This window comes from Mesorhizobium sp. M0676, assembly GCF_040320535.1.
Lineage (GTDB): Bacteria > Pseudomonadota > Alphaproteobacteria > Rhizobiales > Rhizobiaceae > Mesorhizobium.
Genome location: NZ_JAMYPU010000030.1, coordinates 22,505 through 38,432, shown reverse-complemented (window position 1 = coordinate 38,432; position 15,928 = coordinate 22,505). Strand labels below are relative to the sequence as shown.

Genomic DNA, 15,928 nt, shown 5'->3' with positions numbered 1-15,928 from the left:
TAGATAGCGGTCGTCTGATGCAATCAATGTGGCGCTTGTTCGGCGGGCAACGCCTCGATGATCACAAAGGCTTGAGCAAGCGGGAAATCATCGGTGATTGTGAGGTGGATCGCCGCTCTGTGCCCCTGTGGCAGGATTTTGGCCAGCCGTGCCGCCGCTCCCCCGGTCAGCGCCATCGTCGGCGCGCCGCTGGGCAGGTTGGCGACCCCCATGTCGCGCCAGAACACGCCCTGCGCCAGGCCGGTGCCAAGCGCCTTGGCGCAGGCCTCCTTGGCGGCGAAGCGCTTGGCATAGGAGGCTGCGCGGCCCTTGCGGCCTTCCGAGCGGACCTGTTCGACCTCGGTGTAGATGCGCTGGATGAAGCGCTGACCATGCCGTTCCAGCGACTTTTCGATGCGTCTGATGTCGATCAGGTCGCTGCCGATGCCGATGATCATTCCGCCGGAACTTCCCGTCCGCGGTGCTCGGCCTTATGCGCCCGCTCTGCCATGCGCTTCCTGCGCTGCTCGCGAAAGGCTGTCATCCCCCAGCGGGTAATGCCGTAGAAGATCAGCCCGAAGATCAGGCCGAGCGGCACAGCGCCGATCAGCATCGGCTCGAGCACCGGGTGCCACAGCTTTGCAAACGACAGCGTGTGCATCATCTCACCAAGATGCGCAGGCGGTCCGTTCTTGGGCAGGCGCTCATGCAGGATCAGCTTGCCGACTTCCCAGGACGCTCCCCACAGCAGCGGGAAAGTCAGCGGATTGCCGAAGAATACCGCGCCGAGGGCGGCGGCCACCAGATTGCCGGCGACCACCCAGCAGAGCACGGCGGCGACGGCGAAATGGAAGCCGAGCGGAAAGAAGGAGGCGAAAACGCCGGCCGCGACGCCGGCCGCGACCGCATGCGGTGTCGCCTTCAGCCGCAGGATGCGCTTGGAGAAATATTGCAACGAGCGCGAAAACGAGCGGCGCGGCCACAGATAGGTACGCACCCGCTCCAGAATGCCATCAGGCTTTCGGCGTCGAAAAAGCACTCTGTTCCAGTTCCCGGTTCATCACGCCCAAATTGCAACCATCCCTGGCCGGGCGCGGTCGCTCCATCTTGCGCTTCGAGGGCGCAGAAAGGCAACAACGACTTTGATATAGCGACTGCCTTGCGGCGGAACAATGAAACGCCGCCGCGATGGTCTGCCGCAGGCGGGTAACAAGAGCGCCATTGGGGCGAAACTGAGGACAATATCGATGAAAGCTCCCTGACGACGGCAATGTCCGCGCGAAGACGACGCCGAGGCGGATAGACTATTCCCGATATTCGCTGACTTCGACCAAATTGCTGTCCGGATCGCGGAAATAGACCGACATCATCTTACCGCAGGCGCCGGTGCGCTCGACCGGGCCGAGTTCGATGGCAACGCCATTGGCTTCCAGACTGGCGCAAATCTCGGCAAGCGGCCTTGCGGCGATCAGGCAGAAATCGCCGGACCCAGGCATCGGCGTCTTGGCTTTCGGTTCAAAAGTGTGCGTTGCCTGATGCAGATTGATCTTCTGCGATCCGAACAGCAACGCCGTCGGCCGGTTCGGCTCGTCGAGGCGCTTGAGGCCAAGCACCCGCTGGTAGAAGGCGCAGCTGTCCTCCACCGAGCGGACCGTCAGCACGAAATGATCGATGCCGGCGATCATGGTGATGTCCCCTAAATGTTGCGGCTACCCGGCTTGATCGCCGGGATGGCGGCAAGTTCCGGCGGCAGGCGGTCGGCGGGATAGGCCGGCACCTCATATTCGGCAAGCGCGATCAGCGGCACGCCGACATTGGTCTTGCCGGCCGAGCGGTCGATGATGCAGGCCGCCGCCACGACCTCGGCGCCAATCGCGCGCAGGCAGTCGATGGTTTCGCGGATCGAAAGACCAGTGGTGACGATGTCCTCGACGATGACGACGCGCGATCCCGGCGCGATCTCAAAGCGGCGCAGCCTGAACTCGCCGCCTTCGCGCTCCACCCAGATTGCTGGCACACCGAGATGGCGCGACGTCTCATAGGCCGGGATCAGGCCGCCGATCGCCGGGCCGACGACGTAGTCGACCTTGCCCGGCACCGCCTTGCGGATCTTTTCGGCCAGCGCCTTGCAAAGCCGCTCGGTCTTGTCGGCATGCATGAAGACGCGCGCCTTCTGCAGGAAGACCGGGCTGCGCAGACCCGACGTCAGGATGAAATGTCCCTCCAGAACAGCGCCTGCCTCGCGGAAAATGCCCAGCACCTCGTCGGTATTCATAACTCGCCCCATGTCCATGGTGAATGGTGAAATGGTGAAATGGTGAATGGTGAATGGTAGTGAGAGCGCCTTCTTTCACTATTCACTATTCACTATTCACCCATTCACACGCCGCGCATCGCTGACGCTCGAATTATCCTTGAGCTGCGACAGCAGCCGGTTGAGGTGCTTCAGATCCCAGACTTCGAGATCGATCAGCATTTCGGTGAAGTCGGGCGCGGTGCGCACCATCGACAGCGTATGAATGTTGGCGTCGTTGGAGGCAACGACCTGGGCGATGTCGGCGAGCGAGCCCGGCGCGTTGATGGCGGTAACCGAGACGCGCGCCGGAAAGCGCTCCTTGGTCTGCTCGTCAATGTCCCAGCGCACGTCGATCCAGCGCTCCGGCTGGTCGTCGAAGGCCTGCAGCGCCGGCGACTGGATGGGATAGATGGTGATGCCGGTGCCCGGCTGGACGATGCCGACGATGCGGTCGCCAGGCACGGCCCCTTCCGGCGCGAAACGCACCGGCAGGTCGCCGCGCACGCCGCGGATCGGCACCGCGCCATCGCGCGGCTGGTCCTTGTCCTTGCGCGCGGCTCGTGTGCCGGGCATCTGGAACAGCATGCCGGCGGCGTTGCGGATCTTCGACCAGCCCTCCTCGCGCTGCTTGGGGGCGCTGACGGTGACGCGCTCGTCCTTGTAGTCTGGGAAGACGGCCTTCATGACGTCGGTCGAGGCAAGTTCGCCGCGCCCGACCGAGGCCAGCACATCCTCGATGTCCTTGCGCGCCAGCCGGTGCAGCACCGGCTTCAGGCTTTCCTTGGTGAAGGTCTTGCCGGCGCGTTCGAAGGCGCGCTCGAGAATGCGGGCACCAAGACCTGAATATTGCTTGCGAATGGCGTTCTTGGTGGCGCGGCGGATGGCTGAGCGCGCCTTGCCGGTGACCACCACCGACTCCCACGCCGCCGGCGGCACTTGCGCCTTGGAGCGGATGATCTCGACCTCGTCGCCGTTCTTCAGTTCCGTCATTAGCGGCATGATGCGGCCGTTGACCTTGGCACCGACGCAGGTGTCGCCGACATCGGTGTGCACGGCATAGGCGAAGTCGATGGGCGTGGCGCCGCGCGGCAGCGCAATCAGCATGCCTTTCGGCGTGAAGCAGAATACCTGGTCCTGGAACAGCTCCAGCTTGGTATTTTCGAGGAAGTCTTCCGGGTTGTCGCCTTCTGCCAGTTGCTCGATGGTGCGCCGCAGCCAGGCATAGGCGTTGGTCTCCTTCGAGATCGCATGGGCGGCGCCGTTCGTCTTGCCGCCGGTGTCCTTGTAGATCGAATGGGCGGCGACGCCATATTCGGCGATCTTGTTCATCTCGCGGGTGCGGATCTGCAGTTCGACGCGCTGGCGCGACGGGCCGACAATGGTGGTGTGGATCGAACGGTAGTCGTTCTGCTTGGGCGTAGAAATGTAATCCTTGAAGCGGCCAGGCACCATCGACCATGTGGTGTGGATGGCGCCGAGCGCGCGGTAGCAGTCTTCGACGCTGTCGACGACGACGCGGAAGCCGAAAATGTCCGAGAGCTGCTCGAAGGACAGCGCCTTGGCCTCCATCTTGCGGAACACCGACCACGGCTTCTTCTGCCGGCTCTTCACCCCGGCATTGATGGCATGCTTCTCGAACAGCGCCGACAGCGCCTTTTCGATGTCGGTCAGCACACCCTTGTTGCGCTCGAATATCTCGGCAAGCCGCGCGGTGACGGCGCGATAGGCTTCCGGATTGATGAAGCGGAAGGCGATCTCTTCCAGTTCCTCGCGCATGCCTTGCATGCCCATGCGCCCGGCGAGCGGCGCATAGATGTCCATCGTCTCCTCGGCGATGCGCAGGCGCTTGGCCTCGGGCATGTGATCGAGGGTGCGCATGTTGTGCAGACGGTCGGCGAGCTTGACCAGCAGAACGCGGACATCCTCCGAGATGGCCAGCAACAGCTTGCGCAGGTTTTCCGCCTGCTCGGCCTTCTTGGAGACGAGATCGAGCTTCTTCAGCTTGGTCAGGCCTTCGACCAGCTTGCCCATTTCGGGGCCGAACAGATCGTCGATCTCGGCCCGCGTCGCGGTGGTGTCCTCGATCGTGTCATGCAGCAAGGCGACGGCGATCGTCGCCTCGTCCATGTGCATTTCGGTGAGGATGGCGGCGACTTCGAGCGGATGCGAGAAATAGGGATCGCCGGAAGCGCGCTTCTGGTGGCCATGCTTCTGCATGGCGTAGACATAGGCCTTGTTGAGCAACGCCTCGTTGACGTCAGGCTTGTAGCGCGCAACGCGCTCGACAAGCTCATACTGACGCATCATGGGCGGGTTCTCACGGTGCTGAAATGATTGATGCGCCGCACTGATGTACGGCGCATCTCATAGATAGCCACGAAACTCACGGGACGGAAGTGCCGGAACCATATTCCCGGCAGGTCCAGGGCAGCGATTAGTAGTCGTCGCTCTTTTCCGGGGGAACCAGGCCCTCGATGCCGGCCAAAAGGTCTTCCTCGGTCATGCGATCGAAGGTGACGTTTTCTTCCGCGTCGTCGGCGTCGGTAGCTGCAACTGCGTTGCCGGTCTGGTCGGCGATCGCCTCGCCGTCGGCCTCGGGCTCGTCAACCTCGACATGCTTCTGCAGCGAGTGGATCAGATCTTCCTTGAGGTCGTCGGGCGACAGCGTCTCGTCGGCGATCTCGCGCAGCGCTACGACCGGGTTCTTGTCGTTGTCGCGCGGCACGGTGATCGGCGCGCCCTGGCTGATCTGGCGGGCGCGATGGCCGGCAAGCAGCACGAGCTCGAAGCGGTTGTCGACCTTGTCGATGCAGTCTTCAACGGTTACGCGGGCCATTGATTGCCCCTTTCATGCCTGGATTTGATGGAAAACAGGCGCGGTCCATAACCCGAACGCCGCCAAAATACAAGCATTATGGCTCTGTGGCCCCATGGGCTGGCGAATGCCAGCTTCTGGCGCCGCTGAATGCCTTGCCGGCGAAGCCCGCCTACCGGGCGACGACACGGCTCCGATCACAATTGCTTGCAGTGCGCCCCGGCACCCTTGGATTGCCGTAAAACTGGCGCTATCTCGGTTGACGAAAGGTCAGCCGGTTTATTTACGAGCCGAGCGTTATAAAACGACCCATTTCGATTAGTCCGCCACCTATTTCGAAAAAGGAATATTGCCATGTTCGACCCCCGTGAAAAAATCGCTCTTTTCATAGACGGCGCCAATCTCTACGCCACCTCGCGCGCACTCGGCTTCGACATAGACTACCGCAAACTGCTGTCCAGCTTCCAGAAGCGCGGCTATTTGCTGCGGGCCTATTACTACACCGCTCTGGTCGAGGATCAGGAATACTCTTCGATCCGCCCTTTGATCGACTGGCTCGACTATAATGGCTTCAAGGTGGTGACCAAGCCGGCCAAGGAGTTCACCGACTCGACCGGCCGCCGCAAGATCAAGGGCAATATGGACATCGAACTGACCGTCGATGCGCTCGAACTTGCCGATGTCGTCGACCACTATGTCATCTTCTCCGGCGACGGCGATTTCCGCACACTGGTCGAAGCGCTGCAGCGGCGCGGCCGCAAGGTCTCGATCGTCTCGACCATGGCCTCGCAACCGCCGATGATCTCGGACGATCTGCGCCGCCAGGCCGACCATTTCATCGATTTGACCTCGCTGAAGAACGAGGTCGGCCGCGATCCCTCCGAACGGCCGGTGCGCAGGCCCGAGCCGGCCGAAGTCGAAGAGGAAGACTATTGACGGCGGCGGCCTTGGAGGCCGCTCCCGAACCCGACCGCGACTGCCCCCTCTGCCCACGCCTGCATGATTTCATCTCAGACTGGCGACGGCGCGAGCCGTCGTGGTTCAACGCGCCGGTGCCGACCTTCCTGCCGCCTGATGGCGAGGACGCCGTCGAGCTGCTGATCGTCGGGCTGGCGCCCGGCCTGCGCGGCGCCAACCGCACCGGGCGACCGTTCACCGGCGACTATGCCGGCGACCTGCTCTACTCAACGATGATCGCTCACGGTCTTGCCCGCGGCGAGTTCAAGGCGCGGCCGGATGACGGGCTCGAACTGATCGGCACCGCGATCACCAATGCGGTGCGCTGCGTGCCGCCGGAGAACAAGCCGGTCGGCGCCGAGATCTCCACTTGCCGCAGCTTTCTGGTGCCGACGATCGCGCGCTTTCCAAAATTGCGCGCCGTGCTGGCGCTGGGCTCGATCGCCCACCAGTCGACCGTCAGGGCGCTCGGTCAGCGCGTCGCTGCCTATCCGTTCAAGCACGGCGGTCGGTTGCCGGCCGGCGGCGTCACGCTGTTTTCCAGCTATCATTGCTCGCGCTACAACACCAACACTGGGGTGCTGACCGAAGCGATGTTCGTCAAGGTATTCAGCGAGATCGCGTCGTTCCTGCGGAACTAGACGCTGCCTCTCAAAATCCCTCGAGCACGATCTTGCCCTTGGCCTTGCCGGTCTCGATCAGCGCATGGGCGCGCTTCAGATTGGCGGCATTGATTGGGCCGAACGTCTCGCCCAGCCTGGTGGGGATGGTGCCGGCGTCGACAAGGCGCGCCAGTTCGTTGAGATGTTCGCCCTGCGCGGCCATATCGGGCGTTTCATACAGCGAGCGGGTGAACATCGGCTCCCAGTGGACCGAAACGCTCTTGCGACCCAGTCGCGGGTTTCGGGCCGCGATGCGGTGGCGATCACCGTCAGATCGGTCAGCTGGCGCGCGAGCTGGACCGCGATCGACCCGACGCCGCCGGCGCCGCCGACGATCAGGATGGTGTTCGCGGCGCCGATGACTAGCTTCTTCACATCGAGGCGGTCGAACAGCGCCTCAAAGGCGGTGATCGCCGTCGTCGGGAGTGCTGCCGCCTGCGCATAGCCGAGCGAGCCAGACTGGGCTCATCGCCCGCAAGGTCTATGCGCAGATGCCGCCGAAGGTCGAGTACAGCCCGACGCCTCGTGGCCGAAGCCTGGAGCCCGTGATCACCGCGCTGAAGGTCTGGGGCGATGCGAATGTGACGCTGGCGCCGGAGGTTTCCCAGGCCGCTTGAAGCGGAGGCGTGGCAACGGCTTGCGTTGGTCCGGCCCGTCTCACACCGGCAGCAGCGCGTCCGGCTTCACGTCCGATATAGACGCATAGGTGTGCGTTTCCCTGACACCGGGCAGCGGCAGGATCACGCGCTTCAAAAAATCCTGATAGGCGGCCATTTCCGAAATGCGCGCTTTCACCAGATAGTCGAAGCCGCCCACGACCATATGGCACTCCAGCACTTCGGGGGCCTTTGCTACCGCTTCGGCGAAACGGTCGAACACATGCGGCGCCGCCTGGTCGAGCCTGACTTCGATGAAGACAAGCGTGCCACGGCCGATCTTTTGCGGATTGAGCACGGCCCGGACCGCGGTGATGAAACCCTCACGGAAAAGGCGCTTCACGCGCTGGCTGGTGCCGGTCGGCGACAGGCCGACACGGGCGGCGAGATCGAGTGTGGTGCGACGCCCATCCTCCTGCAACAACCGCAGCAGGCTGCGGTCGATGGCATCAAGTTGGTCGGATTCATGATTCACGTTCATGGCTCCTCTATTGTGTGAGATTCACGCCCAGCTCGCGAAAGCAGCCTATTTTGTCGCACCATTCTCAACAATAGGCTGCGCTTTCAACGAGAGCCGTCTGGAGGAAGAATCCTCCGCTGGCAGAATCGAGCGGGACAAGAATGCGCGTGACAGAGGACCGAAACACAAAGCCGGCAATTCTTGCGGGCCTCGCCATGATCGGCATTTACGCCGTGCAGTTCGTCGCAGCCCGCTTCAGCCTGCGGGAGCATCTTACGGCGACGGATGTCGCGACCTTGCGCTTTGTCGGTGCCGGACTGGTCATGCTGCCGGTTGTCTGGCTCGGCGGCCTGTCAGCCAGCAAAGCGTTGGGCTGGCGGCGTGCCTTGACGCTGGCGGCACTGGCCGGACTGCCCTACCCTATCATCATCAACTGGGGCCTCACCTACGCACCCGCCGCGCATGGCGCGGCACTTTGCCCAGCCTCGATCGTGTTCTTCTCGTTCGTGCTGTCGCACCTCGCCACGACGGACAAGGCCTCGCGCCAGCAAACCATCGGCGTCGCCGCCATCATCGCCGGGCTGATCCTGTTCATTGCGCCAGCGCACACCGGTGGCGGTATGAAGGATGTCCTCTTCGGCGATCTTCTGTTCGTCGGATCCGGCGCGATGTTTGCCGCCTATGCCGTTCTCGTGCGGCGCTGGCGCGTCGATCCGATTGCGGCGACCGTAACCGTGGTGCTGCTGTCATGCGTGCCGCTGCCGTTGCTCTATTTCTTTGCCCCAAGCGGCCTCCGCGCGGCATCAGTGGCCGAGATTGCCAGCCAGATCGTCATTCAAGGGTTTTTGGCGGGTGCGGCCGCCATGTTCCTGTACACCTATATCGTCCGGCAGCTGGGGTCGCAGGCGGCATCGCTGTTCATGCCATGCGTGCCGATCGCAACCGTGCTGATCGCGATGACGGTGCTCGGCGAGACGCCGACCGGCGCCCAGTTCGCCGCCGTACTGATCATGGCCGCGGGGATGGCTTTTTCGGCTCTTTCCAGGCCTGTTCCCAAGCCTGCGTAAGACTGCGGATGCCAAACTCAAGGCCAGCTGATTCGTTCAAGGCGATGGAGGCTTTTGCGAAGAGAGCGATGCGGGTGCAGCAAATAGCTCGGCCAGCGTTTGCTGCCCACCCTGCAGGACGTTGAGATCGACATCGCCCTCGATCCCGTCGACGCGGCCCATATTGTGGTACTGCCAGTAGATCCAGTCGTTGCGACCTGGCTCCAGGAGCAACGAGCGACGCCAGAGCGGGCGAACGTCGATTTTCCCGGCATAGGCGTCCTCGGCCTCGTCGGTCAGGTAGATGATCGCCGGCTTGCCGAACGCAGCTTCAACCGGTCCGAGGAAGGCCTGGAGTTCCGCGCTCAGCTGCTCCGGCGACGGGCGTTGCGGGCAGTTGCCGCCGAATTCGATGTCGACGACCGGTGGCAGCAGCGGCTGGTCGTGCGGCACCACCGCGATGAAATTTTTCGCCTGGTCGGCGCCCGGCCGGCAGAAGGTGAAGAAGTGATAGGCGCCGACCGCAAGCCCGGCCGCGCGCGCCTCGCGCAGGTTTTTGGCGAAGGCATCGTCGACATGGTCGCCGCCCTCGGTCGCCTTGATGACCGCGAAGGCGACATCGTCGGCGGCAACGCGCCGCCAGTCGATCTCACCCTGATGATGGGAAACGTCGATACCCCTGACCGGATAGCTGTCACGATCCGGCGAGAACGTCCGGAAATAGAAGATGCCACCTGCGGCGACGATGCCGGCGAAGACCAGACTGGCCGCACCCCAGAGAATGATCCGGTTCTTCAAGCCTTTCCCCATCGTATGTCGCTGGAAACTTGAAAGCCGATGTGGCTTTTCTGGGGCTGTGGCTCGAGGTTCTTAGCCCCGTTCCTTCATGAGCCGGCCCTTTTCGCGCGACCAGTCGCGCTGCTTTTCGCTCTCGCGCTTGTCGTGCAGTTTCTTGCCGCGGCCGACGGCGAGCAGCAGCTTGGCACGGCCCTGGTCGTTGAAGTAGATTTTCAGCGGCACCAGCGTCATGCCTTCGCGGTCGATGCTCTGCGCCAGTTTTGCCATCTCGCGCTTGTTGAGCAGCAGCTTGCGGCGCCGCCTGGGCTCGTGGTTGAAGCGGTTGGCCTGCAGATATTCCGGCAGATAGGAGTTGATCAGCCAGATCTCGCCGCCCTCGACCGAGGCGTAGCTGTCCTGGATGTTGGCCTGACCCTGGCGCAACGACTTGACCTCGGTGCCGGTCAGCACAAGGCCGGCCTCGACCGTGTCGAGCACCTCATAGGAAAACCGCGCCTTGCGGTTTTCCGCAACGGTCTTGTTGTTGGGATCGGCTTTTCTGACCTGGTTCATGATGCGGAGAGGTGGCGCCTCATCCTTAATTTATCAAGCCGGCGTGTTTCATCGCCGCGTCGATCTTCTCGGCGGTCGACGCCTCGATGGTCACCAGCGGCGAGCGCACCACGTTCTCGACCTTGCCAATTTTCGACAGCGCGTATTTGACGCCGCACAGGCCGGGCTCGAGGAAGATCGCCTTGTGCAGCGGCAGCAGACGGTCCTGCAATTCTAGCGCCTTGGCGCTGTCACCGGACAGTGTGGCTTCCTGGAATTCGGCGCACAGCCGCGGCGCGACATTCGACGTCACCGAGATGCAGCCGACACCGCCATGAGCGTTGAAGCCGAGGGCAGAGGCATCCTCACCTGAAAGCTGGATGAAATCCTTGCCGCAGGTGGCGCGCTGTTCGGACACGCGCTCGACCTTGCCGGTGGCATCCTTGACGCCGACGATGTTCTGGAAGTCGTGCGCCAGCCTGCCCATCGTCTCCGGCATCATGTCGATCACCGAGCGCGGCGGGATGTTGTAGATGATGATCGGCAGCTTGGTCGCCCTGGCGACAGCGGCGAAATGCTCGTACAAGCCGCGCTGTGTTGGCTTGTTGTAATAAGGCGTGACGACCAGAGCGGCATCGGCGCCCGCCTGCTCGGCATATTGCACCAGACCGACCGCTTCCGCGGTGTTGTTGGAGCCGGCGCCGGCGACGACCGGAGCGCGGCCCTTGGCCACCTCGATGCAGACCTTGACGACATGGCGATGCTCGTCATGCGACAGCGTCGGCGACTCGCCGGTGGTGCCGACCGGGACGAGGCCCGTCGTGCCCTCGCCAAGTTGCCATTCGACGAAAGCGCGAAAGGCTTTCTCGTCGAAACGTCCGCTCTTTTCGAACGGCGTCACGAGCGCAGTAAGCGAGCCTCTCAGCATGTCGTCCAACTCCTTGGGACTTGTTTGTTTATGCATGTCGTCGTCCCAAAACCGGTTCCCGCTTTTGGGCGACTGCATCGGGCGCCTTCTAGCCGAAAGCGAAGCCGCGCACCATAGTCTCGACACTGTTGCGCGGCAAGCATGCCGATGGTGCCAGCAAGCGCAATTCGAACGGCCTGGATAACCCTTTGTTTACGGGCTCTTCACGACCTAAGTCTAGGCTCTCGGGCACCTGGGCTTGCCATCTAAAGTGCCGCAACAGGGAAAGATCAGGATCATGCCGGCCGGTCGGCCACTCCGCTTCATATTGCTTGGCGCCGTTGCCCTGCTGATAGTGGGGACGGCGGCAAACGAGAGCGTCGACGAGCAGACGACCTCATCGATCCCGATGCCCGACATGCAAGACAGAGCGCAGACCGATGCGCCCTCCCCCAGTATCGTCGTGCTGAAAAGCGGTCTCGACGCGTTGGCGACCGGCGATATCGCCGCGGCACGAGCGGTGCGCGAAACATTGCCGGCCAGTTCGCTGGACCGCCATATCCTGGCCTGGGCGATCGCGCTCTATGGCGGCGACCGTGTGCCGAGCAGCGAGATTGCCGATACCGCAAAGATGTTGCCGAATTGGCCGGGCACCATCGCTCTGCGCAAGAACAGCGAGCGCGCGCTTTATCGCGAAAACCCCTCGCCGCAGACCGTGGTGAAAGCCTTTGACGGCAGCCAGCCGCTGACCTTTCAAGGCGTGGTCATCCTTGCCCGTTCTTATGTAGCTCTTGGCAACACCAAGGCTGCGCTTTCCGTGCTGTCGCCATTCTGGCGCACCGAGAAGCTGGAAGCCAGGGACGAGGCGGCCGTCAGCAAGGAGTTTGGCGCCATCATTCCGGCTGCCGACCATCGTTTCCGCATGGAACGGATGTTTTATGCCGACCGGGAGAATTCGGCACTGCGGGTCGCAGCCCTTGCCGGCGCGCAACCGCTGGCCGATGCCTGGGCCGCCGCCTCGCGTGGCGACAAGAACGCGGCCAAGCTGTTGAAAGCAGTGCCTGCCGCACAGCAATCGGCCGGCTATTTCTTCGCGCAAGCCGAATATCTGCGCAAGCAGCGGAAGTTTGCGGACGCCGCCGCGGTGGTAATGAAAGCGCCAACGAACCGCGACGCGCTGGTCGATCCCGATGCCTGGTGGGTCGAGCGCCGCGTGCTGTCGCGCGCGCTGGTCGATCAGGGCGACTGGAAGACCGCTTACAAGATCGTTGCCGCGCACGCCGCCGAAAGTCCCGCGAGCGCCGCCGAGGCGGAATTCCACGCCGGCTGGTATGCGCTGCGCGGCCTCAACGATCCTGCGATGGCCTCGACCCATTTTGCCCGCATCGCCGATCTCGCGCAGGGACCGATGTCGCTGTCACGCGCCTATTACTGGCTTGGCCGCGCGGCGGAAGCCGGCGGTCCCGGCAATGCGAAGGATTATTTCACCAAGGCGGCGGCCTATGGCACCACTTTCTACGGCCAGTTGGCGGCGGAACGGGTTGGCTTGCGCACGCTGAACATCGTCTATCCCGAGCCAAGCACTGCCGACCGCCAAAGCTTTGACGGTCGCGAAGCCGTCAGCGCCATCAAGCGGCTGCAGGAGGCGGGCTACGACCGCTATGCCGAGACGCTTTACCGCGACCTCGCCGGGCAGTTGACCAGCCCCGGCGAGCTGGCGCTGCTTGCGGTGCTGGCGGAAAAGCAAGGCAATCATTTCATGGCGCTGAAGATCGGCAAGATCGCCGGCGCGCGCGGCATCGATGTCGGCGCGCTGTCGCATCCGCTGGGCGTCATTCCCGACACCGCCGACATATCCGGCTCGGGCAAGGCGCTGGCCTATGCGATCGCCCGCCAGGAAAGCGAATTCAATGTCGGCGCCGTCTCCAGCGCCGGCGCGCGCGGCCTGCTGCAGCTGATGCCGGGCACCGCCAAGCAATTGGCGAAGAAGGCAGGACTGAGCTTTTCCCAGGATCGGCTGACCAGCGATGCCGGTTACAATGCGACGCTGGGGGCTGCCTTCCTTGGCGAGCAGCTCGACCGCTTCGGCGGCTCCTATGTGCTGACCTTCGCCGGCTACAATGCCGGCCCTAACCGCGCCAGCCAATGGGTAGCCAAGTACGGCGACCCGCGCGGCAAGGGCATCGACGCCGTCGTCGACTGGATCGAGCGAATTCCCTACACCGAAACAAGAAGTTACGTGCAGCGCGTGATGGAGAATTACGAGGTCTACAAGATGCGCATTTCGGGGAAGTACGATATCGTTGGGGATTTGGTGAACGGAAGAGGCTGAGGCCGCAGAGCTGTCGCCACGGGCAGACGTTGGCGATCCTTCGCGCCCCCCTTGCCGGCCATCTCCCCCACGAGTGGGGAGATCAGCTGTCATTGCCGATTTCGCCGATCTCCAACGTCGAAGGAAGGGCGTAGCGCCTGAACCGCCAATCTCCCCCCTCGTGGGGGAGATGTCTGGCATTTCCAAGAGTGTCAGCTTGCCGACAACCCTCGATTTGACCGCTCCCACCCTCGCCTGTAGCAGACGGAGACAATCCGGACAGGGAGTCCTTTTAATATGTCGAGCACCGACGGCTTCTCCGACTTTTTCTACACCGCGCCGGACGGGCTCAAGCTTCACGCCCGCGTCTATGGCGAGACCAATTCGGCAAACTGGCAGGTCGTTTGCCTGCCCGGCCTGACCCGCAACGCGCGCGATTTCCATGAGCTGGCGCTTTATCTGTCGCAGCGAACCGACAATCCGCGCAAGGTCATCGCCTTCGACTACCGTGGCCGCGGCCAGTCCGCTTACGATCCTGATATCTGCCACTACACTATCGGCATCGAAGCCGGCGATGTCCTCGCCGGACTGGCCGCTCTGAACGTCGAGGAAGCGGCCTTTATCGGCACCTCGCGCGGCGGGCTGATCATCCACGTGCTCGGCGCGCTGCGGCCGGCCGCGTTGAAAGCCATCGTGCTGAACGACATCGGACCGGTGATCGAGGCCGCGGGGCTCGCCCATATCCAAACCTATCTCGACCCGGCACCGAAACCGAAGAGCCGCGCTGAGGCGATCGATGCCCAACGCGTCGCTCACGGCGCGGATTTTCCCGCTCTGACCGCAGCGGATTGGGAGCGGATGGTGTCGGCCCTCTACCGCGAGACGGACGAAAGCCTCCTGCTGCCGGATTTCGACACGCAGCTGGTCGAGACGGTGGCGGGCCTCGACCTCAGCAAGCCGTTGCCGGATCTGTGGCCGCAGTTCGAGGCGCTGGCGGCCATACCTTTGCTTGCCATTCGCGGCGCCAACTCGAAACTCCTGTCGGCCGACACACTCGACGAGATGCAAAAGCGTCATTCCGGCATGGAAGCGATCACCGTCGAGGGCCAGGGCCATGCGCCCTTCCTGGAGACAGGCAATCTGCCGGGCGCTATCGCGGCTTTCCTGGATGGAGTACCAAATGCGGCCCAGAAAAAGTAAACCCCAAGATCAAAGATGATCCTGGGGTTGCCGAGGCAGTATATGAAAGCCTTGGGTAACTATTTGGCTTTCGAGCTTTTCCGGGGCGCCTTGGGTGCCTTCGCCGCTGCCGCTTTACTTTTTTGAGCAGGCGCTGGCACTGAGGCCGTGGTCAGCGGCGATGCGAAGGCCGAGCTTTTTCCATCGCCGGATAACCCCTCGCCGCGGGGCGTTTCCAGCACGACAACGCAGCCGTCGAGATCGTTGGTGGCCAGATGCGCATAGCGCATGGTCATCGAAAGCGTCTGGTGGCCGAGCCACATCTGCACGCGGCGGATGTCGATGCCGCCCTGGACCAGACGCGAGGCACAGGTGTGACGCAAGATGTGCGGAACCACCTGGTCGTCGGCGCCGAGACCGACTTCGGCCTTGGCATCGTTCCAGATGGCGCGAAATTGTGCCTGGCTGAGTTTGGTGAACGGACCCTTGGGCCGGCGGCCCTCTGACGGGGGCAGTTTGATCACCTCTTTGACCCGCTCGGTCATCGGGATGGTGCGGCTGCGGCCGGATTTGGTGATCCAGAACGAGACGCGGTGTTCCTGGATGTCGTTCCAGATCAGTCCGAGCGCTTCGCCAAGGCGGCAACCGCTGTCGACGAGAAAGACCGAGAGACGGTAGGCATCCTCGCTGCGGGTCCTGATGGCGGCGAACAGCCTTGCTTCTTCGTCCCTTTCGAGGAAACGAATCCGTCCCGCCCGCTCCTTCTGGCGGCGGAACTCGGGTAGGCTGTGGATATCCCCCATCTTGTAAGCCTTGCGCAGCAGTTTGCTGAGGGCAGCCATCTTTCGATTGATGGTTGCGTTGCTGTTGCCGCGCTGGCGCAAGGTGCCGATAAGGTTGTCAAGGGTGCTCTGGTCGAAGGCGCTGAACCGTTCTCCGAGGAGAATCTCGTCTATTTCGCCGATGAAGGAGCTGACATTGTACTTATGTCGCCCATCATCCCAGAGTATGTCTCGGTACGCTGAAAAAAGCTCTCCGACCCGGTGCGACTTTACTTCTCTGATCTTGTTGTAGCTGTAGTTTATCTTCGCATTTTGAGAAGAGAACATTGAGAAATGTTCGGAGGGGTCGCCCTCTTGTATCGCTTCGATGGTCATAAATTGCCACACCCCCGAGTGGATAGAGTCAGACCTACCCGCTTGGAAGCGTCCTTTCAAGAGATTTAATCACGCAGTTGTGAATTCATCCACCATCAGCGGATCCCACGAACTCACCCTACGGACTGTTCAGCTGCCGATTCCCCCTGTTCCTTCTGCTTGTCTTGACCCAGT

The 15,928-nt window shown here is 62.7% G+C and carries 16 protein-coding genes and 2 pseudogenes; 6 read left to right on the top strand and 12 right to left on the bottom strand.

The features are described from left to right. Positions 1–23: 23 nt before the first annotated feature. From acpS to rpoZ, 6 genes are all read right to left on the bottom strand, one after another. Complete coding sequence (gene acpS, locus NKI35_RS25900) at positions 24–437, bottom strand: holo-ACP synthase (protein WP_023670240.1); 414 nt, start codon at positions 435–437, stop codon at positions 24–26. Further along, entirely contained in the window at positions 434–1,018 is a 585-nt protein-coding gene (locus tag NKI35_RS25895) for a DUF2062 domain-containing protein (protein ID WP_023709783.1), read from the bottom strand. Before NKI35_RS25895 ends, acpS begins: the two co-directional genes overlap by 4 nt. A 265-nt stretch (positions 1,019–1,283) precedes the next feature. Next, positions 1,284–1,664: a VOC family protein gene (locus NKI35_RS25890; protein ID WP_352741780.1), complete on the bottom strand. Its 381-nt coding sequence runs from the start codon at positions 1,662–1,664 to the stop codon at positions 1,284–1,286. 11 nt (positions 1,665–1,675) lie between these two features. Then, entirely contained in the window at positions 1,676–2,254 is a 579-nt protein-coding gene (gene pyrE / locus NKI35_RS25885; RefSeq protein WP_023670237.1) for an orotate phosphoribosyltransferase, read from the bottom strand. A gap of 96 nt (positions 2,255–2,350) precedes the next feature. Continuing rightward, positions 2,351–4,582, bottom strand: a complete 2,232-nt coding sequence (locus NKI35_RS25880; protein ID WP_023670236.1) for a RelA/SpoT family protein — start codon at positions 4,580–4,582, stop codon at positions 2,351–2,353. 127 nt (positions 4,583–4,709) lie between these two features. After that, positions 4,710–5,111: a DNA-directed RNA polymerase subunit omega gene (rpoZ, locus tag NKI35_RS25875; RefSeq protein WP_023670235.1), complete on the bottom strand. Its 402-nt coding sequence runs from the start codon at positions 5,109–5,111 to the stop codon at positions 4,710–4,712. A 333-nt stretch (positions 5,112–5,444) separates the two neighbouring features. On the opposite strand from rpoZ, the gene NKI35_RS25870 reads away from it, so the two are divergent. Together NKI35_RS25870 and NKI35_RS25865 are read left to right on the top strand one after the other, a co-directional pair. Further along, positions 5,445–6,026 (top strand): LabA-like NYN domain-containing protein, encoded by a 582-nt coding sequence (locus NKI35_RS25870; protein ID WP_023670234.1) that lies wholly within the window; start codon positions 5,445–5,447, stop codon positions 6,024–6,026. Then, positions 6,023–6,688 carry a uracil-DNA glycosylase gene (locus NKI35_RS25865; RefSeq protein ID WP_023705399.1) on the top strand — a complete coding sequence of 222 codons (666 nt, stop codon included), beginning with the start codon at positions 6,023–6,025 and terminating at the stop codon, positions 6,686–6,688. Before NKI35_RS25870 ends, NKI35_RS25865 begins: the two co-directional genes overlap by 4 nt. Positions 6,689–6,698: 10 nt before the next feature. Here NKI35_RS25865 and NKI35_RS25860 read toward each other — a convergent pair. Next, positions 6,699–7,162 (bottom strand): annotated as a pseudogene (locus tag NKI35_RS25860) (zinc-binding dehydrogenase); the annotation flags it as partial. An 8-nt stretch (positions 7,163–7,170) separates the two neighbouring features. Here NKI35_RS25860 and NKI35_RS25855 point away from each other — a divergent pair. After that, positions 7,171–7,326 (top strand): annotated as a pseudogene (locus NKI35_RS25855) (winged helix-turn-helix transcriptional regulator); the annotation flags it as partial. 40 nt (positions 7,327–7,366) lie between these two features. Here the strand turns inward: NKI35_RS25855 and NKI35_RS25850 are convergent. Continuing rightward, the gene (locus NKI35_RS25850) at positions 7,367–7,846 is read right to left on the bottom strand and encodes an Lrp/AsnC family transcriptional regulator (RefSeq protein WP_031246857.1); all 480 of its coding nucleotides are present in this window, start codon (positions 7,844–7,846) and stop codon (positions 7,367–7,369) included. A 140-nt stretch (positions 7,847–7,986) separates the two neighbouring features. On the opposite strand from NKI35_RS25850, the gene NKI35_RS25845 reads away from it, so the two are divergent. Continuing rightward, positions 7,987–8,892: a DMT family transporter gene (locus NKI35_RS25845; RefSeq protein ID WP_352741779.1), complete on the top strand. Its 906-nt coding sequence runs from the start codon at positions 7,987–7,989 to the stop codon at positions 8,890–8,892. A gap of 36 nt (positions 8,893–8,928) precedes the next feature. Here NKI35_RS25845 and NKI35_RS25840 read toward each other — a convergent pair whose 3' ends face one another. The 3 genes from NKI35_RS25840 to dapA form a co-directional block, all read right to left on the bottom strand. After that, entirely contained in the window at positions 8,929–9,669 is a 741-nt protein-coding gene (locus NKI35_RS25840; protein ID WP_023716220.1) for a glycoside hydrolase family 25 protein, read from the bottom strand. Between the two features lie 72 nt (positions 9,670–9,741). Further along, on the bottom strand, positions 9,742–10,221 hold the full coding sequence (gene smpB, locus NKI35_RS25835; protein ID WP_023687280.1) for an SsrA-binding protein SmpB: 480 nt from the start codon (positions 10,219–10,221) through the stop codon (positions 9,742–9,744). A 25-nt stretch (positions 10,222–10,246) separates the two neighbouring features. Next, on the bottom strand, positions 10,247–11,128 hold the full coding sequence (gene dapA, locus NKI35_RS25830) for a 4-hydroxy-tetrahydrodipicolinate synthase (protein WP_023732000.1): 882 nt from the start codon (positions 11,126–11,128) through the stop codon (positions 10,247–10,249). Positions 11,129–11,405: 277 nt separating this feature from the next. On the opposite strand from dapA, the gene NKI35_RS25825 reads away from it, so the two are divergent. Both NKI35_RS25825 and NKI35_RS25820 read left to right on the top strand, forming a co-directional pair. Next, a complete protein-coding gene (locus NKI35_RS25825) occupies positions 11,406–13,439 on the top strand; it encodes a lytic transglycosylase domain-containing protein (protein WP_352741778.1) in 2,034 nt (677 codons plus the stop codon). 276 nt (positions 13,440–13,715) lie between these two features. Beyond that, entirely contained in the window at positions 13,716–14,618 is a 903-nt protein-coding gene (locus NKI35_RS25820; RefSeq protein WP_352741777.1) for an alpha/beta fold hydrolase, read from the top strand. Between the two features lie 59 nt (positions 14,619–14,677). Here the strand turns inward: NKI35_RS25820 and NKI35_RS25815 are convergent, their stop codons facing one another. Further along, positions 14,678–15,754, bottom strand: a complete 1,077-nt coding sequence (locus NKI35_RS25815) for a tyrosine-type recombinase/integrase (RefSeq protein WP_352741776.1) — start codon at positions 15,752–15,754, stop codon at positions 14,678–14,680. Positions 15,755–15,928 lie beyond the last annotated feature (174 nt).